Raw genomic sequence first — 26,724 nt, 5'->3', positions numbered from 1 at the left:
TAGACTTACATAAAACCCTAAACCTCTCACCACAGAGGCACGGAGATGCAGATGAGCAACAGTGGCAGAGAAAAGCACTGATGCATTGATATTCTCTTTGTGTTGGTGCATCTTCTGCATCTCTGTGCCTGTGTTTTGAGGGGCAGATTGCATACCCCACGACTACTCATTTATGCCAGACCAACCATTCAATCCAGTCAAGCTATCACTCAATGTGATTCAGCATCATTCTGCCGAAGGGCCGGGAGAGATTGCTTTGTGGGCAGCGTCGCGAGGTGTGTATCTCAACATAATGCGCGCTGATCTGGGGGAGGTGCCGGAGGTGGGCGCGGGGCCAGTAATTATCCTGGGTGGCCCTTGTGCGGTGTACCGTCCTCCGTTGTGGTTGCAACGTGAACGAGCGTGGCTGCTGCAAATCCTGGAGCTAGATGCGCCGGTTTTCGCAATTTGCATGGGAGCGCAATTACTTGCAAGCTGCCTCGGGGCAGAGATTATTCCGGCAACCGAAAAAGAAGGCGGCTGGAGCCAGGTGCAATTGACTCATGGTGGCGAGATGGCGGTATTGCAGTGGCATGAAGATAGTTTTAGTTTGCCGCCGGGAGCCGTATTGCACGCCAGCAGTCCGGCTTGTCCTCAGCAATATGTGACCCATGGCGAGCGACGGATTGCTGTGCAATTTCATCCTGAATGGAATGCGGCATCGGTTGCGGAGTTAAATAATTTCTTTGGTGATGCGTCGCCTTTGCCGCGTTTGTCTGCCGCATCATGCGAAGGTAATCAAAGTAGCGAAGAACTTGAGCACGATGTGGCTCGTTATCGTATCGTGCGTGACTGGTTCTACCAGCGTCTCGATGCATGGCGGCAGCATTGGCATGCATGAGCGGTATTTGATGATGATTTAAATATACTCATCCCTAGTATATTTTAATGCGCCCTGTTTAAGGGTGAGATCAAGCCTATTTTTAATAAAATAAGGGGGAGTATATTATTTCTTCGCTCTGGGATGCGCTTGGTCATAGACTTTGGACAGATGCTGAAAGTCGAGCGAGGTATAGATCTGGGTCGCGGCAATCGAGCTATGCCCCAGCATTTCCTGGACCGCCCGCAGATCGCCTGAGGATTGCAACACATGACTGGCAAATGAGTGACGCATGACGTGCGGCGTCACATCGGCCGGAATGCCCAGCGACTGCGCATGCGCCTTGATTCGTAGTTGTACAAGACGTTGCGAGATACGGCTGCCGCGCTCGCTTAAAAATAAGGGATGGGGATCGGCTTTTAGCAACGTCGGACGTACGGCAATCCAGGCGAACAGTGCATCTATGGCATGGCGGCCGACCGGAACGATGCGCTGTTTATTGCCTTTGCCGGTGACATGCACCTCAGCCTGTTCGAGATCGACCCAGCCCAGGCTGATGTGTGCTTTTTCAATGGACTGGCTGATATCGAGTGCGACCAGTTCTGACACCCGCAATCCGCTTGAGTACAGTAATTCAAACATCGCCCGGTTCGCACATTGGCTCGCGGTGTCAGAGCGGTGTTGCGAGACCAGGCGCACCGCATCATCGGTGCCTAAGGCTTTGGGCAAGCTTTTATTTTTTTTCGGCGGTTTAATGCCATCGACAGGATTCGCTGGCAGAGTGATCTGCTCAGCCAGCCAGCGGTAGTAGCCGCGCCAGCACGAGAGCTTGCGTGCAATCGAGCGCGGATTCACTTCTTGTGCATGTAGCTGTGACGTAAAACGCCGGATCTGGTGATAGCTCAGGTTGGCAAGACTAAACTCACCAGCAAATTTTTTTAATTCGAGTAAATCGAGCCGGTAGCTCTCTACCGTATGTGGCGAGAGTTGCCGCTGAGTGCGCAGGACCTCCAGATAATCGTGAATCTCTGTCCGGGGCGCATCAGCGGTCATGGTGTGTGATGGATTGTGCGGGATTGATATAAATAAAATAGATGCGCGTGAATCGTCAGTCGATCAGGCAGTTCAGCGCAGCGCTGCTGGTGTCCGCGATTTTCACCAGGAAATCAGTTGCCATTTCTTTGGTAAAACGAGCCGCGTCAGGCGAGCCCAATACCAGCAAACCAAACGTAGCGGAGCCGGGTGCCAGGCGTAAAGGCAGCATCGCCAGCGACTGAATACTGTGATCGGATTCGATCCAGCCAGCCGCTTCAAAATCATGATTACTGCCGCAATATGGCGTCACCAGACCTTTGGCGAACAACTGTACGTCTTCGCTGACAGGCTCGGCAAACCAGGTATGGGAAAAATCGGGGGCGACTTGCCACAGGCGCAGCGTTGCATGCGGAACGGTAAAAATATCCTGTAAGCCCTGGGTCAGGATATGCGGCAGATCGACGTCATTGCGTGCCAGCAGCAACGACCGCGTCCAGCTCTGGAATTTAGTCGTAATCCCATCATTCTCTTGCGCCAGACGCATCAGATCGGACATGCGTAGTTCCAGCACTTTATACTTTTCGCGCACGACTTCCATCTGGCGTTCTTGCAGCGAAATCGCTCGCCCCATCAACGGGCTGGTCAGTTTGACGCTGGACAGGAGCTCGGCATGTTCTTCAAAAAAATGCGGATGGCTGGCGAGGTACTCGGCGATATCAGAGGAATTCATTCTTGGTCAATGTCGGTAAATTAGATAATGTCGATTTCGCCGTCAAACACAGTGACAGCCGGACCGCTTAAATATACGGGTTGTCCTTCGCCCTGCCAGGCAATCGATAGCTCACCGCCTTGCATGCTGACCCGTACAGGGGACTCCAGCAGACCGCGACGGATTCCCGCAACGGCAGCCGCGCAGGCGCCGGTGCCGCAGGCGAGCGTTTCACCTGCGCCGCGTTCGAACACGCGCAGACGAATGTGTTGAGGTGAGACGATTTGCATAAAGCCAGCGTTGACCCGGCGTGGAAAGCGCGGGTGATGTTCAATCACCGGGCCGTCCGTGGCGACCGCAGCGGTGCTGGTGTCGCCGACGACTTGTACGGCGTGCGGATTGCCCATGGAGACGGTGGAGAACAGAATCGTCTGGCCATTGATTTCCAGAGGCCAGAGCGCATCACGTCCCTGTGTTGTAGCGGTCAGTCCTGTGGCGTCAAACGGGACATCGGCAGGCAGCAGAACCGGTGCCCCCATGTTCACGGTGATGCTGCCATCGGCTTCGAGTCGCGGCTCAATCACGCCGGACATGGTTTCGACCCGGATCGCTGTTTTGGCGGTGAGTTTTTTATCGATGACGAAGCGTACAAAAGCGCGTGAACCGTTACCGCATTGTTCAACCTCGCCGCCATCTGCGTTGTAGATGCGATAGCGAAAATCAATGCCCTCACTCGGCGATTGTTCGACCACCAGAATCTGGTCGGCACCCACGCCAAAGCGCCGGTCTGCCAGCAGTTTCCATTGCGCGGGCGTGAACGAAATAGCTTGATTAATGGCGTCGATCACAACGAAATCGTTGCCCGCGCCATGCATTTTGGTGAATTTGAGTTTCATCAACACATTATAGCGCGCTCAGCGCGGCGACTTGCAGACGATTGTGCCGATCTTTTTGTCAATGCGTGTCAGACAATTTTATACACGCCGCATCCCAGCACCAGATCATCGGATACCGGCACGATATACGACATTTTTGCATCGACTTTGCGGGTTGCCGGATTCAAGATGGTGTAATCGACCCAGCCGCCACTTTGGGGAATGGCAAATGCATCGGAGACCAGTTTGCGTCCATCGAGCCCGGTGACCTCTAGCAGATTGACTTGCAGTTTTGACGCGTTGCCAGCAAATGCGCGGTATTGCCCGCTGCGATCAAAGGCGAACACATACATGTCGCGATCGGCAAATTGCTTGTCTTTATCTGCCGTAATCATGGGCAGCGCATTACGGCCAGCGCTTTGATACAAATGGACTGCCTTGTTCACAAACATCAGCGCCTCGTCCGCTGTACCTTGCCGGAGCTTGAATGAGGATACGGCTTTAGCTAAACCGATAGCGCGTTCTTCCAGCAGAATCGATGAATTCTTGGCTTGCTCCGCCATCTGTCCGTTGCTCTGCGTGATTTCGTCGAGATGACGTATTGCTTCAGAAATCTGCGCGAGGCCATTACTTTGCTCTTCTGATGCGGTAGAAATGGAATTGATATTGCCCGCCAGATTGCGGATGCCATCGACGATGTCCGTCAGGGTCGTATTCACCTCATTGATTTGTGATACGCCGGTTTTGACGCGATTGACCGAATCATCGATCAATAATTTAATCTCTTTGGCCGAGCCTGCGCTGCGCTGGGCGAGATTGCGTACTTCTGCGGCGACAACCGCAAAGCCGCGTCCCTGCTCACCGGCGCGTGCTGCTTCGACCGCAGCATTCAGCGCGAGGATATTGGTCTGGAAGGCAATCGTGTCAATCAGGCTGACGATTTCCTGCATTTTCAACGCACTGGTTTGTATGCCCTGCATGGAGTCAACTGCGGCGCTCATTGTGGTGCTGCTGGACTCGGCAATCAGTCTGACCTTTGAGGCAAGAATATCGACCGACCTCGCGCTCTCGGCATTTTTTTTCACAGTCTCGGCAAGATCTTCGACACTGGCCGAGGTCTGTTCCAGACTCGATGCCTGTTGTTCCGTGCGGATAGACAGATCGCCGATCCCGGTTGCGAGCTGATTGCCCAGTTGCGAGACCATACTGGCATTGCTACGGACATTGGCGACCAGTCCGGATAAATTGAAATTCATATTCTCCAGCACCAGTCCGGTCTGCGCCAGCTCGTCTTTGCCATGGATATGAATCTGGGTAGTCAGGTCGCCGGAGGCAACTGATTTTGATGCTTCTGATACCGCGCTCAGAGCCCTTACAAAGCCACGATAAAAGCCATACACCAGATAGGTCGTAAACAGGAAAGCGATGACAATGATCCAGATAGTCATGTTCCGCTTGAAGGCAAAGTCTTTTACGCGTTCTTGCAACAGGATGTCGAGCCGGTTCAAGACATCGGTCTGAAATGCCAGTAATTTGCTGATCGCCGTGGTTCCCTGCTCAAAGAAGGCAGGGCCATCAATGCTGACTTTTTCTCCTAGCAAATTGGCTTTAGCAGAGGCAATAAAGGCGTCACTGGTCTCAACAGCGGCTTTTTGCGAGACGGGAATTTCTTCCTTGGCACGCTGTAAAGACGGATTGGTATCAACCACTGCGTTCAGGGCAACTCTGAGCGCCTCTATTTTTGAAATTAAAACGGCTTTATCAGCGAAGTCGAGATCCCCTTTTTTAGCAAAGCCTGATCCCAGGCCACGTAATTGAGCGAGATTTTCTATCCACGACGGCATTTTCTGGATCGCGGTATCCATTAAAAAGTAAGTGGCTGCCTCAGGATCCAGCACTAGTCCGGTTTTTTCTGCTTCCAGTAGTAAAAAGCGTATGCCTTCAGCGACGAGTTGATGATGCTGGCTCAGATTGTCAGCCGCCGTGGCGGCAAGTTTGCCATCTGCCAACTGTTGTATTTGTTCAGATAATGCTTTCCATGATGCGCCTAGCTCTAGTGCCGGAGAGGCCATTACCAGGTCATTGATGCGTTTGAGCTGATCCTTGAGTTTGCCGCGAGTGGCTGTCAGCGGCTGTTCTACATCTTGTCCGGCGAATTTGAGATTCGTGAGGCCGCGGTGTTTTTGTGTTTCTATGATCAGGTCCATGACCTGTCTGGATAAGCCGATGCCGTTCGCTTCTTCAGCGGCGATATCAAGGTCTTGCTGGTATTTGAGAGTGATATTAACGCTGAGGATCAGCATCGGTAACGCGAACGTGGCTGCCATACAAAGCAGTTTGGTACGCAGACTTATTTTCCCCATGATAACGGAGCAGGGGTGCATGATACGACTGACGAGCTCTTGGTAATTGGCCATGCTGTCCTCTTGAGTAGTCGTGCTTTTTATTGCGTCTCACCTGAGATTTGTTTTCAATGAAATCTGGGGTGATACAGTTTGAACCGCAATTTGCCTCAGAATCATTTTCGCAGATTTTAGTGGCTTGATCGTTGTTAGATTGTGGCAAATATACAAAATAATTTACTCTCTGGAACGTATTTCAAGAAAATCTCTGTAGCTCACCTACCAGTACACTTGATGTATCTGTCAGTCGTACTGTACTGGTCTATTTGTTGTGCACTGTCCATTGAGACTGGCAATACACCGTGCTACTGTGGCAAGCTCGCAAGAGGTATATGATTCACTCACAAGGTGAACCAGGTTGTCAGAGGCGTTACCCCGCCAACACTAAAAAGCACGGAGACCCCATGAATGCACCCATCAAGTCACAGACGTTGATCGACAATGACATCACGCTGGACGACAAATTTACCCTGGAGCGCGGACGCGCTTTCATGACTGGCACACAGGCTCTATTGCGCCTGATGATGCTGCAACGTCAGGCAGATGAAAAAGCCGGATTGAATACGGCCGGTTTTATCTCAGGCTATCGCGGCTCACCACTGGGCAACGTCGATCTGACTGCCGCTAAAGCCAAAAAACATCTGGAAAAAGCGCATGTCAAATTTCATCCTGGCGTGAACGAAGATCTGGCCGCGACCTCGGTATGGGGTACGCAGCAAGTGAATCTGTTCCCGGGTGCTAAATACGACGGCGTATTTGCGATGTGGTACGGCAAAGGTCCTGGCGTAGATCGTTGCGGTGACGTGTTTAAGCATGCGAACCTGGCGGGTACGTCCAAGCATGGTGGTGTACTGGTCATTGCAGGCGATGACCACGCTGCGAAATCCTCGACCGCCGCACATCAGTCCGAACATATTCTGAAAGCGTGCGGCATTCCGGTCCTGTACCCTTCGTCGGTACAGGAATATCTGGATTACGGCTTGCATGGTATCGCGTTGTCACGCTACACCGGCCTCTGGGTTTCGATGAAATGCGTGACCGAAGTCGTGGAATCCGGTGCCTCCGTAGATATCGATCCTGAGCGTATCAAGCCGATTATTCCGAGTGATTTCCAGATGCCAGCTGATGGCATCAGCATCCGTACCCCCGATCCTGTGCTCGCGCAAGAAGCACGCATGATCAATTACAAATGGTATGGTGCTTTAGCTTATGCCCGCGCCAACAAGCTCAACCAGATTATCTGGGATAGTCCGCGCGCCAAGGTCGGCATCATCACGGCAGGTAAATCCTATCTCGATACACGTCAGGCTTTGGCGGATCTCGGTATTGATGAACAAACTGCTGCCGACATCGGTATCCGTCTGTATAAAATCGGCATGACCTGGCCGCTTGAATCACAAGGCGTACGCGAATTCGCCAAAGGTCTCGACGAGATTCTGGTGGTCGAAGAGAAGCGTCAGATTCTCGAATACGCACTCAAAGAAGAACTCTACAACTGGCAAGACGATGTGCGTCCGCGCGTGGTTGGCAAGTTTGATGATACCGGCGAATGGAGCGATCTCGATCACGCTGGCCATGGCGACTGGTTGCTGCCAGCGACGTATGAATTAAGCCCAGCGCAGATCGCCCGCGCGATTGCCTCACGCATCACCAAATATTTTTCTGGTCATCCGGTAGAGCAGCGCGTCAAAGAGCGCGTCGCTTATTTAGAGGCAAAAGAAGCCGCGCTAAATATCGCCGCCAAACCTGATCCGAACAAGGACCGCATCCCGCATTTTTGCTCCGGTTGTCCGCACAACACATCGACCAAATTGCCGGAAGGCAGCCGCGCTCTGGCGGGTATCGGTTGCCATTACATGGTGACCTGGATGAACCGCGAATCCACGATTTTCAGTCACATGGGCGGTGAAGGCGTGACCTGGGTCGGTCAGGCGCCGTTCACGACGGAGAAGCATGTCTTTAGCAATCTGGGTGACGGTACTTACTTCCATTCCGGTTTGCTGGCGATACGTGCGGCAGTTGCCGGGCATGTCAATATCACCTACAAAATTTTATTCAACGACGCCGTTGCGATGACCGGCGGACAGGAGTTTGACGGTCCGCTTGATCCTGGCATGATTTCACGTCAGATCGCCGCCGAAGGTGTCACACCGATTATCGTAGTGACGGACGAGCCGGAAAAATATCCGGCAGATTACAACTGGGCACCCGGCGTGACCGTACGCCACCGCAGCGAGCTCGATGCTGTTCAACGCGAGTTGCGTGAAATCGAAGGCGTGTCGGCCATGATTTATGACCAGACCTGCGCATCCGAGAAGCGTCGCCGCCGGAAAAAATTTGACAAGGATGGCAAGCCTGGCTTCCCTGATCCGGCCAAACGCGCTGTGATCAATGAAGCTGTCTGCGAAGGTTGCGGCGACTGTTCCGTGCAATCAAATTGCCTGTCCGTCGAACCTCTAGAAACCGAATTTGGCCGCAAGCGTCAGATCAATCAATCTTCGTGCAACAAGGATTTTTCTTGCGTGAACGGGTTCTGTCCAAGCTTCGTCACTGTCGAAGGCGGTAAGCTGAAAAAACCAGCTAAAGCCAAAGTAGAACAAGGCACCGCACTCGATGTCGCCAGCTTGCCAGCACCGGTATTGCCGGCAACGACGGAGCCTTTGAACGTGCTCGTAACCGGTATCGGCGGCACCGGTGTGATCACCATTGGGCAGATCATGGCGATGGCGGCACATCTGGAAGGCAAAGCGTGCTCCGTACTGGATATCACTGGTCTGGCGCAAAAAGGCGGCGCGGTGATGTCGCATGTGCGCCTTGCGGACAATGCGGGTGACCTGCATTCCACCCGTGTCGGTACCGGCATGGCAGATCTGGTCATCGGTTGCGATGAGGTCGTGACTGCCAGTCGTGATGCGTTGTCCCGGATGGGCGAAGGCCGCACCCGCGCAGTGGTCAACTCGTCTGTTTCTCCGACATCCACCTTCATCAAGAATCCTGACTGGACTTTTCCGGGTGAGAGCGCCGAAGCTGAAATTCGCCATTCCTGTGGTGAAGACCGCGTAGACATGGTTGACGCCACGCGCATGGCGACGGCTCTGATGGGCGATAACATCGCCTCGAATATGTTCATGCTCGGGTTTGCATGGCAAAAGGGCAGCGTGCCTTTAAGCGAAGCAGCACTGATGCGTGCGATTGAACTCAATGGCGTCGCGATTGACTTCAACAAGCAGGCATTCAACTGGGGACGCGTCGCGGCGCATGATCTGGCGGCGGTGAAAAAACTGGTCACGCCAGCCCAGGTCATCGAGCTCAAACGCGCTCCAACCACCGACGACACCATTAACAAGCGTATCGCTTTCCTGACCGAGTACCAGGATGCCGCTTACGCCCTGCAATACAGTGAATTCGTCAATAAAGTCAAAGCGGCAGAAGCAGCCATCGCCGATGGCAAGCCATTACGCCTGACCGAAGCCGTAGCGAAATATCTGTTTAAACTGATGGCGTACAAAGATGAATACGAAGTCGCCCGACTGTACACCGATGGTAAATTCCAGCAAAAAATCGCTGGCATGTTTGAAGGCGATTACAAAATCAACTTCCACCTCGCACCGCCATTGCTCGCCAAGACCGACAGCCAGGGTCACCTGATCAAACAGCAATTCGGTCCATGGATGATGAAAGCCTTTGGCCTGCTCGCCAAGTTCAAATCCCTCCGTGGCAGTGCGCTCGATGTCTTCGGCTATACCGCAGAACGTAAGATGGAACGCGCTCTGCCGGTCGATTACAAAGCCACAGTCAGTAAATTACTCACTCAGCTGAATGCCGACAATGTAGCAAAAGCCGTCGCGATTGCGAGTATTCCGGAAGACATCCGTGGTTACGGTCATGTCAAGGAACGCCACTTCGCCGCAGCAAAAGCGAAAGAGGCGCAATTGCTGGCAGAATTCAATGCCAGACCGCAAGCGCAAAAGGCGGCGTAAGTCTGTCAGCATGGAAACTTTGATAAAGCAGTAAAAAAATGGTCGGCGCGAGTCGGCCATTTTTATTTCTTGTGCCTGCTGGGTTTATTTCCCCTTGTCGTATTGATGGCAGCAGTAAGGTAGATATTGATATACTCCCCCATTAATGTTTAAAAAATGGCTTTACCCGCAACATTGTATTAGGTGTTTTAAAAATACTAGTAGAGAGTATATAAATTCTTTATTACGAGCCTGCCTAACAGAATGTCATCTATAAAAAACGCCCACAACAAAATCAACTATTTATCCAGGAGACCATTTTGTCACCATTCAAACAAAAACTAGCGGCGATTCCTGAGGGAGCCGGTGCATTATTCTTTATCCAGATTTTTGCGACTTTGGGTTTTGCGGTGTTGTATTCGACACTGGTGTTGTACTCGACCAAGAAACTCGGTTTCAGTGTGAAGGATGCGACGGCGATTATGGGTGTGTTTGGTGCGTTCAATTATGGTTTGCATTTGTTTGGCGGCTATCTCGGTGGCCGCTTTATCAGCAACCGTAATTTGTTCGTCGGCGGGATGGTCTTGCAGGTGCTTGGTTGTGCGTGTATCTCTGGTGGTAGCTCGGCGCAATTATATTGGGGGCTGGCCTTGTTTCTGACCGGTAGCGGCCTGAATGTGACGTGCATTAATCTGATGCTGACACAAAGATTCAAGCCCGAAGATGACCGGCGCGAGAGTGCGTTTTTGTGGAATTACGCCGGTATGAATCTCGGGTTTTTTATCGGATTCTCTGCCGCTGGTGTGTATCAGTTAAAGCAGGATTATCAGAGTCTGTTTATCTTTGCGACCATCGGCAACTTCATGGCGATCGTATTGGCTGCTTGGAACTGGAAAAGAATTTCTGATCTGAACACGCCGTTATTACAAGCCCCGCCAAAAGAATTTAAACAGCGCCTGGCAGTTGGATTGCTGATCCTGGTTGGCCTGGTTCCTCTGGTGCAGTTTATGTTGCATCATGCTGAGGTCAGCGGTTATCTGGTACTGGCGATCAGCGTTGCGATTGCCATTGTGTTGGGCTATCTGACATATGTGCATAAAGATCTCAGAGAACGTCGCAATATGGCGGCGTACCTGATTCTTGCGCTGGGTTCCCTGGTGTTCTGGACGCTGTATCAGATGGCACCGAGTGGCCTGCAATTATTTGCTGATAACAATGTGGACCGCATTGTCTGGGGTTTTGAAATCGCGCCTCAGTGGATACAGAACATCAATACCTTTGTGATCATGTTTGGCGGTCCGCTGATGGCGATGCTCTTTGATCATTTGCGTAAAAAAGGCTGGAACATTGATATCCCAAGACAATTTTCCGCCTCTCTGGTCATCATAGGACTGGGCTTTCTGGTGCTGCCGCTCGGTATCTCATTTGCTGCTGAAAATGGCATGGTCGCATTTAAATGGATCTTCATTTGTTTTGTGTTTCAAAGTATCGCTGAGCTCCTGATTTCACCTATCGGTTACGCAATGATCGGGCGTCTGGCACCGACCCAATATCAGGGTGTGATGATGGGCACCTGGATGCTGGTGACCGGAACTGGATCCATTTTTGCGAGCTATTTTTCTGCGCTGATACCCGAGGCAAAAGAGGGAATGGCCAGCTCGACCAATCCAACTTATCACCATATTTTTTCCATGCTGGGATGGGGCAGTGTCGCGGTCGGTATCGTGCTGATTATCCTGATTCCGGTATTGAGGAAACTGATTACTAACGGGCCTGCTAAGGCGTAAATCTGACATAGGTTCAAGCTCTACCCTGGCGCCCTGACTCCCTTGCGGATCAGGGCGTTTTAATTGCCGTTCCCCTGACACGTCGGCTTTCACAACCGCCATTCTGACGTCGGTAAAACTCATTGAGTTCGCACCAGCCCGTTATGGTTTTCGCAATCATCGTTCTCGCAATTAAGATGTCACGGCATTTGACAGGTGCAGTGCAGCCGAGGATACTGGAAATCAAATAAACCGTATCAACAGATATTCGTCAGCGACCTGTTTTTATAGCTAGTGTTGCTGCCTTCCTGACCTGCTTAGGAGACACTGTCATGAGAAACTGGTTCATCTTGTTATGGTCTGCGCTAGCCGCTGGCTGTATGGCCGGCTGTGCTACTCAGATCACCGCGCAACAAGCTGCCTTGCAACCGGCACAATTTTTCCATGACGCTTATTTCACGCCACCGGCGACACCGGTTGATGCGACCAATATCTTTGCGGTCAGTGACGAGATGCGCCATTATCTGAGCTTTGATATTGCCAGCGAACTGCGTACAAAAGGGGCGCAAAAAGGTTTGTTCGATGCGCTGTATAGCAAGCATCAACTGAAACTTGAATACGATGCCGAGATGACGCGCAATGCGTCGGACACTTTCAGGCTGCGATCCGGAAACTGCCTGTCCCTGGTCATCATGACCGCTGCGTTTGCCAGGGAAATGGGCTTGTCGGTACAGTATCAAAGCGTAGCTGTCGACGAGAGCTGGAGTCGTCGTGCCAATCTGTATTTTTCTGCCGGACATGTGAATCTGGTGCTCGGTAAAAAGCGTTTTGATACTGTTAAATCGTATGATTATTATCAGACCCTGACCATCGATTTTTTACCTCCGGAAGAAATCCGCGGCCAGCATGTCATGCCGATAGAAGAGAACACCATCATCGCGATGTACATGAATAATCGCGCAGCAGAGTTGCTCAGTACAGGGCATCTGAATGACGCCTATTGGTGGGCACGTGAGGCGCTGTTGCAGAATCCCGCCTATCTATCTTCCTACAATATGTTAGGGGTGATTTACTGGCGGCATCACAACTGGTCAGAGGCAGAGCAGGCATTTAACTTTGCGCTAGAGCGGGAGCCAGACAATCTGCTTGCCATGTCCAATCTGGCGCAGGTCATCCAGGCACAGGGACGTGTAGAGGAAGCGAAAATGTTGCGTGCTAAGCTAGAACGCATGCAACCTTATCCACCGTTTTATTATTTTGATCGTGGCATCGCTGCGATGAAAAATAACGACTATGTACAGGCCAGAGACTGGTTTGCCAAAGAGGTTGACCGCGCACCGTATTATCATGAATTTCAGTTCTGGCTGGCGCTAGCCTACTTCCGCCTCGATGACATCCGGCAGGCACGCAAGCATATGGCGATTGCGATGGAGAACAGCACCACGCGTAACGACCAAGCCCTGTATGCCGCGAAACTCGATCGTCTGAATGCGCTGGCACAACGCCAATAAGGCCGCGAACGCGTATGATGATGGCATCAGACAAGACAGCCATATTTATACAAATACGACCCGATAAAGATGCAAAGACTATGACGCAACGCCACCTCATCATCCTCGCCGCCATCAATATGTTGATCGCGGTAGCCGCTGGCGCTTTTGGTGCGCACGCTTTAAAAAATATGTTGTCTCCCGAGATGCTGACCATCTGGCACACAGCAGCCAGCTACCAGACCAGCCATGCACTCGGTTTGTTTGGCATCGCTTTGCTAATACCGCGCGTCTCATCAATCTGGCTGACCCGCTCGGCGATTGCGATGCTGACCGGTATCGCGATTTTTAGCGGCAGTCTTTATTTACTGGCGGTGAGCGGTGTACGCTGGCTGGGTGCGATCACCCCCATAGGCGGATTGGCTTTTTTACTCGCCTGGGCAATGCTGGCATGGGCTGCATATCGCGACATGAAATCCGGCACAACCTTATTTTGAATCGCGCCAAAAATTGACTATAGAAGGAAACCGATCATGCGCACCATATTCATTCTTTGCATCCTAACTTTGCTCAGTGCCTGCAACAAAAAACCAGATCCCAAAGTCTCTTCAGAACCACCAGCGTTCAACATCGCAGAGCCGCAACGCGAGCAACTACAAAAAGCAAAAGAGGTAGAACAAACTGTACAAAAAGCCGCAGATGCACAGCGTCAGGTGATTGACGGGCAGGCTGCTAATCAGGTGGAGAAATGAATATGCGGAGTGCCGGAGTTTAGTGTGGAAAGACAGAATCTAGGTGCGATTAGGGTAGTGCAATCGTACGATGGTATGTTATTTTTTTTGTGACATGACATGGCTTCATGGAATGATAGGCTTATGCCGTGCAAGCATATGTACGGTCCGCTACGCTAAACGTATCAAGTGATTTTATGCCTTGCGCAATCAATATGCGATTCTACTTCTCACTCACCTTCACCACCGTCACTGTGCAATGCGCCTCCGCAACTACCTGCGATGAGACGCTTCCTAAAAATCTGCGTAATGCTGAGCTGCCTCTTGATCCGATGATGATGTGATCGACGTCGTTGTTGTTTGCATAGTCGATGATGGCGGCGGCGGGATCGTGCGCTTCTAGTACGTGAAAGGTGATTTTGTCGGGGCTGATGTTGAGTGGTCTGGCCCAGTGCTTGAGGTCGACCAGTTGTTTGACATGGATGTTCTGGCCTTGTTGAATGATGCTGTCGTCCATGCCGATGCGATTGGTTTTGCGTACGGTGACACAAGCGAGGCGGGCGCCTTGTTTGGTTTGTAGCATGCGCAGTGTGATGTTGCGCAGGTTGTCGCTTAGTGAAGCGGATGCATTGGGATTGCTCAGGTCGAGGGCGACGACAATGATGGGGGCTTGTGAGAGCTGGTCGGAGACGCTGTGCTGCAACAACGGTTCTGCGCCAGCAGCCTGAAAGCGGCGTTTGAGTACGGATAAATAGCCGTCCTGATTGCTCTTATCGGCACGTTCGGTGAGCGTGAGCTGATCCGGATGCTGGAGTAAAAAAGCGAGCTGAGCCGCGGTGTCAAAACGCGCAGCGGGATTGACTTCGAGGCAGCGCAGGATAATTTCTTGCAGCCAGTTCGGGATGAGCGGATTGTGGCTGCGCGGCGGAATAGGATCGCGGTACATACGTTTTTTGAGGCCGGCGACAGAGGTCGGGTGACCGTAAGGCCGCTCTCCGGTGGCGAGGTGATAGAGCAGCACGCCGAGGGCGAACAAATCACTGCGCGGCTCGTTGCGGACACCTAGCACTTGTTCTGGCGATATGTAGGGGCCGGTACCTAGCGGCAGACGAAATTCTTCATCTAGCAGATCCGGCAATTTGTCATGCCGTGACAGGCCATAGTCGATCAGCACTGCCGTGCCATCGGCGCGGAACATGATATTGCTTGGTTTGATATCCAGATGAATCACATGCTGGCGGTGCAGGTCTTGCAAAGCATGCGCGATTTTGATGCCGGTGGTGACGACTTCTTCTACCGGTAGCGGCGATTCTTCGAAGCGGCTGCGCAACGAAGTACCGGCGATATGCTCCATCACGATATACGGCTGGGTATCAAAATCGCCGGAGCCGTAGTAGCGCGGCACGTGTTTGCCCTTGAGTTTGGGCATGATCATTTGCTCGACTTCAAACGCGACGATCGCAGTTGGATCATCGGTAGAAAATAGCAGCGGTACTTTCATGATCAATGGCGGATTGCTGACGGTGCCTTTATCAATATCACTACTTTCGGACCGATGGCGTTTTTGCAGATCGGTGATGCGCCACAATGCAGCCATGCCACCTGTGTGCAGCTTTTCTTCTAGCCGGTAGCCATTCACGTCCATGCCTGGTTTGAGGCTCTGGTGGGGTGTGTTGGGCGTTGAACCGTTCTGATTGTACTGCTTGGATGACGCGTTACCGGACGCGCTGGTTGGGCTCAAATCACTCAATTTAGTCCCCTGTCATCAGGCGCTGGGCGAGGCTGACCGGAAGACCCGCCGCGATAATTTTTTTGGCGGCGGTTTCGTTATCGTAAGGCACGCGGAAGTAAGTCAGTTCCTGAGTATTGGTATCAAAGGTGGCGTAGCATGCAGCCGGATTGCCATCGCGCGGTTGTCCGACCGAACCGGGAATGACCAGCCAGCGTCGTTGCTTGCTCAGCGGGATGCTATGTTCCGGCGTTGGCAGAAATTCGCCGGTCTTGCCCGTCATCGTCATGTGGTACAGGGTTGGCATGTGGACGTGGCCGCAAAAAGTCACCTGCGCTTTTGTTGCATGCATGCTGCGCATGGCTTCCATCACGCCATCAACATATTCCCATTCGTCAGGTGCCCAGGCATTAGCATGAACCAGCAGAAGGTCTTGCAGGTCGATGCGATAGGGCAGGTTGCGGATGAAGGCAATCTGCGCATCGCTGAGTTGCGAGCGCGTCCATTCGACGACCTGCCGTGCAATCGGGTTCATGCCCTGACGATCGTCTTGTAGTATCGCGATATCGTGATTGCCCATCAGCGCATAAGCGCCGCGTTGGACGTAGGCCATGACTGTGGACATTACCCACTCGGGGTCGGCGCCATAGCCAACCAGATCCCCCAGGAACGCGTACTGACCGGCCTTTTGTTGTTCTGCATGGGCGATGCACGCCTCGACCGCTTCGCGGTTTGCATGCAGGTCGGTCAGGATGGCTAGCAACATGGTGATCAGTCTGTCGGTGATGGAATAACTGGATGCTACGTGGCGTAGCTAACGCCATGCTTACGCTAAGGTCGAAAATAGACTTAAAAAATCACATCAACAATAAATTCAAAATAAAATTGCCAATTGCCAAATCAGGCGAACCTGACCTGACTTGTCGCCTGAACGACCTAGGCTGCTTTTCCGGCGACGTACTCGCTATAACCATTCGCCCGCAACGCACATGCCGGGCATGTGCCGCAACCATGTCCCCAGGGATGCAGCTCGCCACGCTGACCGAGATAGCAAGTGTGCGTATCGGCACGGATCAGATCGACCAGATTAGCACCACCGAGTTGTTCTGCGAGTTGCCAGGTCTGGGCTTTATTGATCCACATCAGAGGTGTTTCGAGTTTCAGGCGGGTTGCCATGCCAAGATTGAGGGCGACTTGCAGTGCTTTCATGGTGTCGTCACGGCAATCCGGATAGCCAGAAAAATCCGTTTCGCACATGCCGCCGACCAGTACATTTGCGCCGCGGCGGTAGGCCAGCGTTGCCGCTACCATCATGAACATCAGATTGCGGCCGGGAACAAAAGTATTTGGCAAACCGTTTTCCTGCATGACGATTTCGATGTCTTCCGTCATCGCCGTATGTGAGAGTTGCGAAATCAGTGAGAGATCGATCATGTGATCTTCGCCAAGTGTGTTATCCCAGTCGCTGGAGAAGCTACGGATTTTTTTGAGCAGGACAGGGCGCTGTTCCAGCTCAATCGCGTGACGCTGGCCGTAATCGAAGCCGATGGTTTCGACCCGCTGGTAGCGCGACAACGCCCAAGCAAGACAGGTAGTGGAATCCTGGCCACCGCTGAACAGGACAAGAGCGCTTTCGTTTGAAATAGTCATATTTATAATACTGGTTAGGGGTATATCTGTTTTTTGTTAAATTCCGCAATAATTACGAGCGGAATCGGCTATGTAAAGCAGATACTCCCCCATTTTTAATAAATTGCAGAATGGGACATCGATTTGCAATGAGCTTCACCGCATTTTAGCAATATCGCACCCAAATGTCGGCGTGGACCTTGATTTTAATGACCTGAGGATTTCTGCAAACATTGAGCATGCCTCACATGGGACTTCTACAATCCTTTAGTCGATGTTTCATGGACCTGCTTACTCTAGCTTTTCTCTGTGCTTCCGTGCCTCTGTGCCTCTGTGGTGAGAGGTCTTGGTTTTTGCGTAAGCCCCGTCATTAAGCTTTGTAAGGGAATGAAACACTTTGACCATGAATAAGGCATGATGGTAAGGTTTTGACGTTTTGCCCTTTGTCTATTTTTTGCTTCCGGTTTCTTCATGAGTGTCACCAAAAAATTCCTGTCGTCCTCCATCTTGTCAGTCATTGATCAGGGCATGCTGAGCGCCCTGAACTTTGCGATTGGCATGTTGCTGATACGTCTGGTGACCAAGGAAGACTACGGCTTGTACGGTCAGTTGTATGCAGGTGGTTTGCTGGCGGGGCTGGTAGTGGATTCCTGGATCGCCGGGCCGCTGACTACGGTTGCCAGCGCTGTCCATGATGCAACCCGCAAAGCCTTGTTACGCCACTATTGGATACGCCAGATCTGGAGCACGCTGCTGATGGGCGGGCTGGCGTTTGCGATTGTCGAGTTCGTGCCGGCGGCAACCCACAACAGCCATAAAGGAAATTTACTGGCGCTAGCGTTCGGCGCGTATGTGATCGGTAACGGCTTGCGAGAATACGGCCGCACGGTGGGCTTTATTCAATCTGATATCGTCGCGGTGCTACGCCAGGATTTGCTGTATGTCAGCCTGGTCGTCATTAGCCTGGCAGGATTGTTTGCTGGTGATTATCTCGGTCTTGAGAATATTTTTCTGAGTCTGGCTGGCGCTTCTATCCTGTGTTCGGCGATCGGTGCCGGACGTCTGAAGGCCAGTACGCATACGCCTCTGGCTGAGGAACATGAGGCACAAGATGAAATGCAGAAGGCGATTGCCGAACATCAGGATACGATCAGCGGTCACGGGCGCTGGGCGATACTTGGTGTGCTGGTCGGCTGGCTGTCGAATTACAGTTATGTGTATCTTTCCGGTGCCTGGCTCGGTGTGGCCGCGATTGCCGACCTCAACGCCTCCCGCTTATTGCTGATGCCTATCCCGCTGGCGGTCGCGGCCTGGTCACGCATTGCACGTCCCGAGGCCAGCCGTCTGATGGCGGACCAAAACTGGGCTGGTTTGCGCAAGCTCACCCTGTTTTCTATCGCGGGTATTGAGTTGGTGGTTCTGGCATATGTCGTGGTGCTATTACTGATGTTGCCCTGGCTGGAAGCGCATGTGATCGGTAGCAAATACAGCGGCCTTGATCCGCTGGTGATGCTGTGGGGCGGTTATTTCGCGATCAATGCGGCGCGCTGGGTTGGCACCTCATGGCTGAGCAGCGGCGGGGCGTTCCGTTCTTTATTTTTCCTTGGTAGCGTGACTCTGGCGTTGGTACTGGCAATCACCTCATGGGCCATTCCGCACTGGGGATCTGCCGGTGCGATTATTGCGCTGATGGTGGTCGAGGTGTTCGAACTCTTCGTGGTCTGGAAATTTATCCTGCCGGGTTTGCAGAAAAAGGCCTGACCGTTTTCTGGTGCCTGCGGATGCTTCACTCTGATGTTTAGCGTGACGTTCAGTGCGTGCTACTCCGGAAAGCGTTTTTCCAGATGCGAGGCCAGCATGTCTGTCAGATATTCCTGCGACCACATCGGTGTAAAAGTATGATCAACATGGCGTATCACTTCGATATGGATGCCGTCGCGATCTGGCAGCAAATGGGCATTGGCGCCGAGATGCTGAGTCATCAGATCGATGCTGCTATCGTTTTCACCAAAGATAAACAGCAACTCGACTCCCCGCGCCTGCATGGCTCTGAAATTTCTCGCAACACGGCCTAGCAGATGATGGGTCTTCATGAACCGCGCCAGGCTGTGGCGCACGCTGCTGATGACCTGCCTGCTCAGACGTTTGCTGAGATTGCCGACGATGCGACGCAGAGCAATCTTGCCCCGCAACATACGACGCCAGGTGTCGCCCGCGCTGGCGGCGCGCCAGTAGAACTGCGTGGATTTCAGCGTGGATGCTTTCTTGGTTTGTATCACGTCGCCATGACGCCAGTGGAACGTTAGTTGATTCATCAGCACCAGACCAGTGACGCGCTCATCGTGCACTGCCGTCAGATAAGACAGGTAAGCACCTGAGCAAATTCCGCCAAGTACAAATTGTTGCGCATCGTAGGACTCCTCCAGAAACTTCATCGCTGAGCGGATATCGTCTATCCCCGACGGGCTGTGGACATCGTTCTCCAGGCCAGCGGGTGTTGGCAGGCTGTAGCCGATACCGCGCTTATCGAAGCGCAATACTGTAAAGCCTTGTGCTGCCAGGCGGCGCGCGAGTTTGACATACAGACGATGATTGCCGACACGATGATTGGCGCCGACATTGGTCAAAATAATGGCGGGTCTGGCGGAGAGTTTGTTATCAGGGATGTTGCTGGCAGGATGTGCTGGTCGTAGTCTGCACACGATGCCATGCATGCCTGCGAAGCTGACAATCTCTTCCTCAAGTATCGATGTTGCGTAGGGCAGGCGGCAATGTTTTGCCAGTGGTGCCTGAATCGACAGTGCCGCATCTCCGCGCCGTATGACGGCCGGTTCAGGTCGTAGTTTTTTATGAGGAATCTGGCTGCACAGCCATTCGCTGATGTCATTCCAGACCGTATGCGGCACTACGGATTCATGCGCGTCTTCGGTCATCATCGCCGCATAGCCGCTACTGTCGGATAGATGGATTGCTCTGTGGTCGAGGTGCCAGGCATTGGCAAGTTTGGCTTCCTGTCCCGATATGTCATCTCTTGCCACGATCATCGTGGCGGCCTGCGGCGCAGCGATTTTAAGCAAATCGAGCTGGCCAAGCTCAGTCCGGGTTCTGGCATCAAAAGCGTAACCTGTCAGTTCATCATCACTGATCTGCTGTTGTGGATGGTCCGAGGGCGGAATGCTATGCATGCCGCGCAATACAATGAGTTCTCTGACATAGGCTCGTCCTGACACTACCGGCGCAAACAAGATCAGTGCCGGTGCGGATAAGTCATCTGCCACTGCAGCCGCCAGCAGGGCGCCGAGTCGCATACCGAATAAACTAACTTGTGCAACACCGGACAAACGCCGTAACTGCTCGGCTGCCTGCTTAATATTTTTTCGCCAGCTTGTGACTCTCGCCGTATCGCTGTCAGCGGAATCGCCGCTTGCATCATAATCAAAAAAGCAGACAGGAAAACCAGCTCTGGCCAAACGCATCGCGAGATGCTTGTATGACCGGTACGAGACCATATATTCATGGCCGAAAGGCGGACACAGAATCACGCCGGAATTGCGGATGGCTCCTTGTGCCGGATGATACCAGCCGAATAAAGGCGTATCCGCATCGCCAAACCAAAAGCCCTGTGCTGTATCAGCATCCTGATGGGTCTGGACTGGAGGGGACATGGCAATAGTCACTGTAGGTTCATGGTCGGCGGGTTATTCGGAAGGCGATGCAGGCTTGCCGATCTTGATCGGACTGATTGCATTGAGGGCAAACACTGAGCCTTGCACAGATTTTTTTCCATTGGCGGAAGTGGAACTACCTGAGCTGCTAGTTAGCCTGATTTCGCGGATCGCGCCCGGTGCGAGATGGAAATAATTATCATCAGGCAGGTAGCCTGGCACATCGATAGCGATTGATACAGCAAGCTTGCGTGTCGTCAGGTACACGACAAAATCATTGGTATTACTGGCAGGTTCTGCCGGTTCAAATTGCGCTTGTAAGCCGAGATCACGTTCGCCATGATGCTTGATCCCGGTCGGGAAATGAAATGCCGCACAATACGGAATTTCATCAGTATCAGCGTTGGCGGAGCGCAGCCGTGCAACCGCTACATCGTGACCGGGAGGACCGAAGCGATAGGCGTAAGCCGTGTCAAAAAAATGTTCCAGCAGACTATCGGCGCGTATCTGTATGGTGCTGTGTGCGTTAATCGTGACTGCCTGCACGCCATGCGCAATCGGAGTTTCACCATGACGGTATAAATCGAGTTGCAATTCTGCCTGGACCGGGGCTGGGCCATCGTTTACGACGTGTATCGCAAGGCCGTTCAAGCCTTCATCTGTGATCTGCACGGCCAGTGCTGCCATCGCACGCCGCACATAGTAATAGGCGGCTTTCGGCTTGCCGAGTGCATCAATCAAGCCCCAGCCTGCACCCGCCCAGAGATCGCGTAGGAACCAGATCAGAGCGCCGTGACAAGTCGATCCGGCACGCCGCCATTCTGCCAGTGTCTGCGCCATGACTTCACCTGTGCTGACCCGCGACAAGGCTAGATAGCGCGGCATATCTGCATAGCGCAAGCTGGCAGGATCGACCTGATACAACTGCGCCATATAGTGATCTCGCACGTCTTCAAAATCCCAGCTGGTACCATTATCACGAGGGATCCGTTGCTTCCATGAGGGATGTGGTCCGGGTGCTTCGCCGTTTTGTAAAAATTGTTCTATCGTGCTGTCATCGGGCATGTTCGAGAAACCCAGACACTCGGAGGTGAAACGCAGGCCAGCACGACGCGCATCGTCGAGCGGACGCAGATAGGCGCCGACGCCGAAATAATGCGAGACGCCCGCATCAAGCTGGAACGGCATCACACCACCGCTAGGGCTGGACGGAACGTAGCTTGTTTCAGGTAGAAACCCGGCGCACAAACGAGGCAAACTATCGGCAAAAAAGCGATTGCGCCACAAATCGCGCGATACACCGAGCATCGCTGCCTGTTGTTCAATTTCCGAACTGCCGCAGAGCACGGCGATGCAGGGCGAGAGTTGAATCCGGTTTAAAAATTGACTTGCCTCGTGCTGGATGTTTGCAGAGAAGACAGGATCATCGACCGGATAATCCATGTTCGCAAACATAAAATCCTGCCAGACCAGAATCCCCAGTTCATCGCACAGGCGATAGAAGTTATCACTCTCGTACTGCATGGTACCGACCACGCGTATCATGTTCATACCCGCATCCCGCGCCAGCAGAAGCGTAGGCCGCAGACTGGCCTCGTCACCCGCAAGTGAGAGCATATCCGGCGGCATCCAGCATGCACCGCGACAAAATACCGGGACTCCGTTCACATGCAGATGAAAATCATCTTGCTCCTGTCGTACCTGAATCGATCTGAAACCGAGTTGACCCAGATCGAACAGATGACGCTGACCCGCGCTGATGATCTCGATCTGCGCCGGATATAGCGCAGGCTGGCCATGCGTATGGGGCCACCAGAGCGACGGATTTGCCAGGCGTAAGTCACCACCCGCCATGAAGGCCGGAGATTCGCCGGAAAGCTGGTCTGCTATATCTAACCGACATTGAGTATCGCCGACATGCAGGATCACCTGATCAATCGGGGTTGTCGCCGCAATACGAATTTTTGCGCTGACGATGCCTGCGCTTTGTGCGGCAACATCTGGCGTATGAAATACATCGGATGCATCAAGTCGGGTACGTACATCGGCATCCACAATGCGGATATCGTTCGCGGTTTCGACACGTATGGCCCGATAAGGACCGACAGCCGCGACCGGTGGCGACCATCCCGGCATGCGGCCGAGCAGGCTGGTTCTGACCCAGCGCAGTTGTTGCTGTTCCACCAGTCGTGTACGCCAGCGGCCACGCGGGCGACGGATTTTGAGTGCGGCATTCAGCGAACGAAATCGCAGACTCAGGATGCCGGAGTGGATCATGCTGCCCGTGCTGGCGAGGTGGGCAGACAGATCAATCCGGTGCTGGACAAACATATTCTCCGAGCTGAGCAGCAAGATATCATTCCAGAATACCTCGCTCAGGCTGGCGAGACCGTCGAAACACAGCGCGGCGGCTTGCGGCAAGTCACATTGGCAACGGAACCAGTAATCGGCATCGTCAAACTGCTGTGCACCGTAAGTAAAGCGCTCCAGAGCATGCAACGATGATGCAACGGTTCCCGGTACCTGTGCTGTTTGCCAGCGATGGTCGGCAATCTGCGATGCGAATTCGATCGCGGGAAGCTCATTAGTCGCGACCTCGGCAAATTTCCACTGAGCGTCGAGAGACTGTTGATACGGATGTCGGACCAGTGCCATCAGCGTTCGTCCTGAATCAGGGCATGCTCAAGCTGATCCATGCCAGTTTGCCAGTGGGTTTCCATCTCGGTCAGAATAGATGTCAGGTCGACGGATTTTTTGCCCATCACAGCGCGGGCAGTTTTTAACAGCAGCGTTTTAGTTCCATCGGAGATGCCGTCGAAGGCTAACGCAGCGCTCGCAAAATTGCCTTGTCCCATGTGTTCCAGCCAGCGCAGGTAGGTCGCACCGACACTGAATCCCGCCCCCAATTGCCGCAACGTCGCAAATGCATAGGCGTGGTAAGCGGCCAGTCCCTCTGCTTTTAACTGCTCAACGTCGCTAATAAAGACGGGTTGAAACAAGCTGATGGGATTATGTGCCGGACGGCGCGCCAGATGCTTGATGAGGAGTGCTCGCGACGCCTGCGCCAGTGCGTGCTCATCCAGAAACATCAGCCGGTCAAGGCGTACAAATTCAGCAAACATCGGCATTACCGCCTGACCTGCTGACGAATCATGCAGTGTGCCGGTACGGAAGGTCTGTACAAAATCATCGCCGCTGAGTTCGTGATAGCTGCTGTTATGAAAATAGCCCATACGCTGTTGAGCGATATCGATTTCCTGAATCGCGATGGTGGTTTTGACGTGATTAGTACGGTAATCGGTGCCGGAGGTATCCGGCAGATAAAAAGAATCGGTTTCAGTCAGCACCAGACGGCCACGCTGTAATTGGACGCAGGCGTTATCCAGCAGATTGCGCCAGACATTCAGCTCTTGTACATCGATCCCATACAGCGTGAATAAGTCCTCATGAGGTGGCTTATAAAACGTCCATTGATCACCATCAAAGTCGAGTGCAAATACCATCGACATGCAGGCAAGCGGATTCAGTTTCAGGCTGTGTAAGACCTCAATCCAGACATCGATATAGCAATTGGTTTCGCCCCAGGCGCGCTCATTGCCGTGCAAGGCATGCGCCACATAGCTGGCGCGATCAATGCGCGGCAGGGCGTGCAACATCATGACCAGAGCAAGGTGCGCACTGCATGCGGCCAGTCTGCCGTATCCATACCGTGGGTCTTAAACAAGGCCATCACAATACGTTCCAGACCGAATCCCAGACAGGCGGTATGGGCGACATCGCCTCCTGCTGTATGGATGCCAAACAATTTGCCAAAATGATCCTGGTGATAATTAAATGAGCAGACTGCCGTCGGTTTCTCTTGTGAAATCACCGGGACGACAACTTCAAATTTCAATTGCTGTTCGCGCTGATTGGCAGCCAGCATGCGACCACCGCGTCCAAAGAAAGGATCTGACGCGACTTCGGAGCGTGCCGGTAAGCCTAGCGACAACAAGATATCCAGACCTCGTTGTAACCACACATTACGCCATGCAATTACCATTTCTGGACTGCCTGCGCGTACGAACTCACGCACACGAAAGGATTGCATGCGAGTCGGTTCTGGCGATGGCTCATTCCGGAACACCCAGTTTTGCATATCGACCAGACGTCCTTCAGCCGCCAGCGTACCGCTGAAGCTCGGGTACACCGGGTAGCATGCCGCCGGTGTCAGGCAGACCGCTGTCATGGTTTGCAGATGGGTCCAGGGACGACCTTCATGCACGGCTTCACTGAGTTCTTTATGCTGAGCCTCATTGCCGGTAAAACTGAAAATCGTTCCGGCAAGTTGGGGAAAAGAGTCGAGAAATTCACTCTGCTCTAAAACCTGACGATCCAGGCAGGGCGGGAACGACATCTTGACTGCCTTGTCGTCTGTGGCTACCCGTGTTACGTAGTCATCGAAGCGACGTAAAACATCTTCAAAGACCGGACCTCGGCCAAAGATGCCTTGTACGCCGACTGGAATAATATGTCCGGCAGCAACCAGATCATCGGTAAGCAGTTCAGGGGAAAAATTGATCGACATAGTGATCCTTCGTTTTCTTTTTAATTGTCTTTTAGGATGAGCAGCATAGTGGCGTTGGTCGCCAGAATCCTGTCGTTGCCTACCATCAGCGCAGCAGAATGGGCATCGCGCAGGTGACGGCTCATACTGAACGGGCTATCATTTTTATAGCCGAGTATGCCGCAGATCGACAGGGCTTTTGTCACGATCTCCGGTAGATCTTGCGATGCCTGGATTTTTAAATTATTCATTTTCAGGGCATAACCCATCGTTGACAAACGATCGCTTGCTGAGTCGCCGGTATCAACTGAATACGCTGCCGTGAGTTGCTCGTATTCCATCAGGCAGGCTTGCGAAGTCGTGCGCAGGGTTTGTAGCATGCTCACTAATTCTGCCAAGCGCAAGGCGGTCGGTGGTACCGTGCCAGGATTGGCTCTGGCCTGACCCCGGACAAATGCTCGCGCCTTGTTCACCGCAGCCGCGGCGATCCCCTGCCAGCAGCCACTCCATAATAAATGCGAGACAGGAACAACTGTGACACTCGACATATCGGCAAAGGGTGTCGCGATAATTTGTGCAGTGATTCCGGTTGCACTGAGCAGAAACGGCGGACTGCAAGTGCCGCGCATCCCCATGGTGTCCCAATGTCCTTTTTGTTCCAGACTGTAGGCAGATTTGCGTACCAGAATCAGCGACTGGTCGCTGTTTGCTGCATCCGGCGCACGGCGTGCGGTAACCAATAAATCATCGGCTTGTGCGCCATAAGAAATCGTCGTCGCATTTTTAACCAGACGGAATTCTGCGCCGTCGGATTCGACACAGCAGGAACTGCGGCGCATTTCGCCGCCGACGCCGACCTCAGAAGTCACAGAGGCAATCAGGTATTGATGTTCAACCAGGTCACGTAAATACTGGCGATACCATGGGTTATCGAGCGCATGCCTTACCAGAGTAATGACTTGAATCTGATGCATCGCAAAAATCATGGCTGTTGCTGAGCATTGCTGTCCCAGAGCGTCACATATTTCAACGAGTTCAGTCAGGCTGGCACCTGCGCCACCGAGCTCCTCAGGGATATAGGCGCTGAGCAATTTCGCTTGTTTCAGCGCATTGATCGCTTCATGCGGGAAGCGTGCATCGCGATCAACCGCGTCGGCATGCGGCGCAGCGATCTCTTTTGCGATTTGTTTGGCTAATGTCAGCAGGGCGGAAGCAGATTCGGACATAAAGATCTTTGACGGTAGTGGCAATATTGGCTGTAATGATGGACGATAAAAATTTGCTGTCATTTACAGTCATGACATCAGCCGGCATCTTGAAAACTTCTCA

At 52.8% G+C, this 26,724-nt stretch carries 19 protein-coding genes; 7 read left to right on the top strand and 12 right to left on the bottom strand.

Going from position 1 to position 26,724, the window contains the following annotated elements; all coding sequences use genetic code 11:
• Window positions 1-172 precede the first annotated feature (172 nt).
• Complete coding sequence (locus ACO0K3_RS16050) at window positions 173-880, top strand: type 1 glutamine amidotransferase (protein ID WP_422986296.1); 708 nt, start codon at window positions 173-175, stop codon at window positions 878-880.
• A gap of 105 nt (window positions 881-985) precedes the next feature.
• Here ACO0K3_RS16050 and xerC read toward each other — a convergent pair whose 3' ends face one another.
• The 4 genes from xerC to ACO0K3_RS16030 all read right to left on the bottom strand — a co-directional run bounded on the left by xerC (window position 986) and on the right by ACO0K3_RS16030 (window position 5,895).
• Window positions 986-1,912, bottom strand: a complete 927-nt coding sequence (xerC, locus tag ACO0K3_RS16045; protein ID WP_422986294.1) for a tyrosine recombinase XerC — start codon at window positions 1,910-1,912, stop codon at window positions 986-988.
• 55 nt (window positions 1,913-1,967) lie between these two features.
• Window positions 1,968-2,624 (bottom strand): DUF484 family protein, encoded by a 657-nt coding sequence (locus tag ACO0K3_RS16040; protein ID WP_422958870.1) that lies wholly within the window; start codon window positions 2,622-2,624, stop codon window positions 1,968-1,970.
• Window positions 2,625-2,644: 20 nt separating this feature from the next.
• A complete protein-coding gene (gene dapF, locus ACO0K3_RS16035) occupies window positions 2,645-3,499 on the bottom strand; it encodes a diaminopimelate epimerase (RefSeq protein WP_422986292.1) in 855 nt (284 codons plus the stop codon).
• A 68-nt stretch (window positions 3,500-3,567) separates the two neighbouring features.
• Window positions 3,568-5,895, bottom strand: coding sequence for a methyl-accepting chemotaxis protein (locus ACO0K3_RS16030; RefSeq protein WP_422986290.1), 2,328 nt, complete (start codon window positions 5,893-5,895; stop codon window positions 3,568-3,570).
• 389 nt (window positions 5,896-6,284) lie between these two features.
• Here ACO0K3_RS16030 and ACO0K3_RS16025 point away from each other — a divergent pair, with 389 nt between their 5' ends.
• The 5 genes from ACO0K3_RS16025 (at window position 6,285) to ACO0K3_RS16005 (ending at window position 13,847) form a co-directional block, all read left to right on the top strand.
• Window positions 6,285-9,860, top strand: a complete 3,576-nt coding sequence (locus ACO0K3_RS16025; protein WP_422986288.1) for an indolepyruvate ferredoxin oxidoreductase family protein — start codon at window positions 6,285-6,287, stop codon at window positions 9,858-9,860.
• A 299-nt stretch (window positions 9,861-10,159) separates the two neighbouring features.
• Window positions 10,160-11,626, top strand: a complete 1,467-nt coding sequence (locus ACO0K3_RS16020; RefSeq protein ID WP_422986286.1) for a peptide MFS transporter — start codon at window positions 10,160-10,162, stop codon at window positions 11,624-11,626.
• A gap of 311 nt (window positions 11,627-11,937) precedes the next feature.
• Window positions 11,938-13,116 carry a tetratricopeptide repeat protein gene (locus ACO0K3_RS16015; RefSeq protein ID WP_422986284.1) on the top strand — a complete coding sequence of 393 codons (1,179 nt, stop codon included), beginning with the start codon at window positions 11,938-11,940 and terminating at the stop codon, window positions 13,114-13,116.
• 80 nt (window positions 13,117-13,196) lie between these two features.
• Window positions 13,197-13,592, top strand: a complete 396-nt coding sequence (locus tag ACO0K3_RS16010; protein ID WP_422986282.1) for a DUF423 domain-containing protein — start codon at window positions 13,197-13,199, stop codon at window positions 13,590-13,592.
• 36 nt (window positions 13,593-13,628) lie between these two features.
• Entirely contained in the window at window positions 13,629-13,847 is a 219-nt protein-coding gene (locus ACO0K3_RS16005) for a hypothetical protein (RefSeq protein ID WP_422986280.1), read from the top strand.
• A gap of 202 nt (window positions 13,848-14,049) precedes the next feature.
• On the opposite strand, the gene ACO0K3_RS16000 is transcribed toward ACO0K3_RS16005, so the two are convergent.
• The 3 genes from ACO0K3_RS16000 to queC all read right to left on the bottom strand — a co-directional run bounded on the left by ACO0K3_RS16000 (window position 14,050) and on the right by queC (window position 17,205).
• Window positions 14,050-15,576 carry a protein kinase domain-containing protein gene (locus tag ACO0K3_RS16000; protein ID WP_422986278.1) on the bottom strand — a complete coding sequence of 509 codons (1,527 nt, stop codon included), beginning with the start codon at window positions 15,574-15,576 and terminating at the stop codon, window positions 14,050-14,052.
• 1 nt (window position 15,577) lies between these two features.
• Window positions 15,578-16,321: a metallophosphoesterase family protein gene (locus ACO0K3_RS15995; protein WP_422986276.1), complete on the bottom strand. Its 744-nt coding sequence runs from the start codon at window positions 16,319-16,321 to the stop codon at window positions 15,578-15,580.
• Window positions 16,322-16,491: 170 nt separating this feature from the next.
• Window positions 16,492-17,205 carry a 7-cyano-7-deazaguanine synthase QueC gene (gene queC / locus ACO0K3_RS15990; protein ID WP_422986274.1) on the bottom strand — a complete coding sequence of 238 codons (714 nt, stop codon included), beginning with the start codon at window positions 17,203-17,205 and terminating at the stop codon, window positions 16,492-16,494.
• 450 nt (window positions 17,206-17,655) lie between these two features.
• Between queC and ACO0K3_RS15985 the strand changes: the two genes are divergently transcribed.
• On the top strand, window positions 17,656-18,945 hold the full coding sequence (locus ACO0K3_RS15985) for a lipopolysaccharide biosynthesis protein (RefSeq protein WP_422986272.1): 1,290 nt from the start codon (window positions 17,656-17,658) through the stop codon (window positions 18,943-18,945).
• Between the two features lie 59 nt (window positions 18,946-19,004).
• Here ACO0K3_RS15985 and ACO0K3_RS15980 read toward each other — a convergent pair whose 3' ends face one another.
• The 5 genes from ACO0K3_RS15980 to ACO0K3_RS15960 are packed head-to-tail and all read right to left on the bottom strand — an operon-like array spanning window position 19,005 to window position 26,621.
• Window positions 19,005-20,849: an alpha/beta fold hydrolase gene (locus ACO0K3_RS15980; protein WP_422986270.1), complete on the bottom strand. Its 1,845-nt coding sequence runs from the start codon at window positions 20,847-20,849 to the stop codon at window positions 19,005-19,007.
• A 33-nt stretch (window positions 20,850-20,882) separates the two neighbouring features.
• On the bottom strand, window positions 20,883-23,504 hold the full coding sequence (locus ACO0K3_RS15975; RefSeq protein WP_422986268.1) for a glycosyl hydrolase 2 galactose-binding domain-containing protein: 2,622 nt from the start codon (window positions 23,502-23,504) through the stop codon (window positions 20,883-20,885).
• Window positions 23,504-24,508, bottom strand: coding sequence for a DUF1839 family protein (locus ACO0K3_RS15970; RefSeq protein ID WP_422986265.1), 1,005 nt, complete (start codon window positions 24,506-24,508; stop codon window positions 23,504-23,506). The genes ACO0K3_RS15975 and ACO0K3_RS15970 overlap by 1 nt, the downstream gene beginning before the upstream one ends.
• Window positions 24,505-25,416 carry an amino acid--[acyl-carrier-protein] ligase gene (locus tag ACO0K3_RS15965; protein WP_422986263.1) on the bottom strand — a complete coding sequence of 304 codons (912 nt, stop codon included), beginning with the start codon at window positions 25,414-25,416 and terminating at the stop codon, window positions 24,505-24,507. Before ACO0K3_RS15965 ends, ACO0K3_RS15970 begins: the two co-directional genes overlap by 4 nt.
• Before the next feature lie 20 nt (window positions 25,417-25,436).
• Window positions 25,437-26,621: an acyl-CoA dehydrogenase family protein gene (locus ACO0K3_RS15960; RefSeq protein ID WP_422986261.1), complete on the bottom strand. Its 1,185-nt coding sequence runs from the start codon at window positions 26,619-26,621 to the stop codon at window positions 25,437-25,439.
• Between the last annotated feature and the right edge of the window lie 103 nt (window positions 26,622-26,724).

Origin of the sequence: Undibacterium sp. Rencai35W, assembly GCF_049340185.1 — a bacterium.
Lineage (GTDB): Bacteria > Pseudomonadota > Gammaproteobacteria > Burkholderiales > Burkholderiaceae_D > Undibacterium.
The sequence above is the reverse complement of the archived record's forward strand: the minus strand, read 5'-3'. Positions and strand labels throughout refer to the sequence as shown.

Excerpts from the sequence above, each read along its gene's own strand:
- ACO0K3_RS16025 (WP_422986288.1), top strand. The coding sequence starts at position 6,285 with ATGAATGCACCCATCAAGTCACAGACGTTGATCGACAATGACATCACG.
- ACO0K3_RS15970 (WP_422986265.1), bottom strand. The coding sequence starts at position 24,508 with ATGATGTTGCACGCCCTGCCGCGCATTGATCGCGCCAGCTATGTGGCG.
- queC (WP_422986274.1), bottom strand. The coding sequence starts at position 17,205 with ATGACTATTTCAAACGAAAGCGCTCTTGTCCTGTTCAGCGGTGGCCAG.
- ACO0K3_RS15985 (WP_422986272.1), top strand. The coding sequence starts at position 17,656 with ATGAGTGTCACCAAAAAATTCCTGTCGTCCTCCATCTTGTCAGTCATT.
- ACO0K3_RS16015 (WP_422986284.1), top strand. The coding sequence starts at position 11,938 with ATGAGAAACTGGTTCATCTTGTTATGGTCTGCGCTAGCCGCTGGCTGT.
- ACO0K3_RS16005 (WP_422986280.1), top strand. The coding sequence starts at position 13,629 with ATGCGCACCATATTCATTCTTTGCATCCTAACTTTGCTCAGTGCCTGC.
- ACO0K3_RS16050 (WP_422986296.1), top strand. The coding sequence starts at position 173 with ATGCCAGACCAACCATTCAATCCAGTCAAGCTATCACTCAATGTGATT.
- ACO0K3_RS16010 (WP_422986282.1), top strand. The coding sequence starts at position 13,197 with ATGACGCAACGCCACCTCATCATCCTCGCCGCCATCAATATGTTGATC.
- ACO0K3_RS15960 (WP_422986261.1), bottom strand. The coding sequence starts at position 26,621 with ATGTCCGAATCTGCTTCCGCCCTGCTGACATTAGCCAAACAAATCGCA.
- xerC (WP_422986294.1), bottom strand. The coding sequence starts at position 1,912 with ATGACCGCTGATGCGCCCCGGACAGAGATTCACGATTATCTGGAGGTC.
- ACO0K3_RS15995 (WP_422986276.1), bottom strand. The coding sequence starts at position 16,321 with ATGTTGCTAGCCATCCTGACCGACCTGCATGCAAACCGCGAAGCGGTC.
- ACO0K3_RS15975 (WP_422986268.1), bottom strand. The coding sequence starts at position 23,504 with ATGGCACTGGTCCGACATCCGTATCAACAGTCTCTCGACGCTCAGTGG.
- ACO0K3_RS15980 (WP_422986270.1), bottom strand. The coding sequence starts at position 20,849 with ATGTCCCCTCCAGTCCAGACCCATCAGGATGCTGATACAGCACAGGGC.
- dapF (WP_422986292.1), bottom strand. The coding sequence starts at position 3,499 with ATGAAACTCAAATTCACCAAAATGCATGGCGCGGGCAACGATTTCGTT.
- ACO0K3_RS16040 (WP_422958870.1), bottom strand. The coding sequence starts at position 2,624 with ATGAATTCCTCTGATATCGCCGAGTACCTCGCCAGCCATCCGCATTTT.
- ACO0K3_RS16030 (WP_422986290.1), bottom strand. The coding sequence starts at position 5,895 with ATGGCCAATTACCAAGAGCTCGTCAGTCGTATCATGCACCCCTGCTCC.
- ACO0K3_RS15965 (WP_422986263.1), bottom strand. The coding sequence starts at position 25,416 with ATGTCGATCAATTTTTCCCCTGAACTGCTTACCGATGATCTGGTTGCT.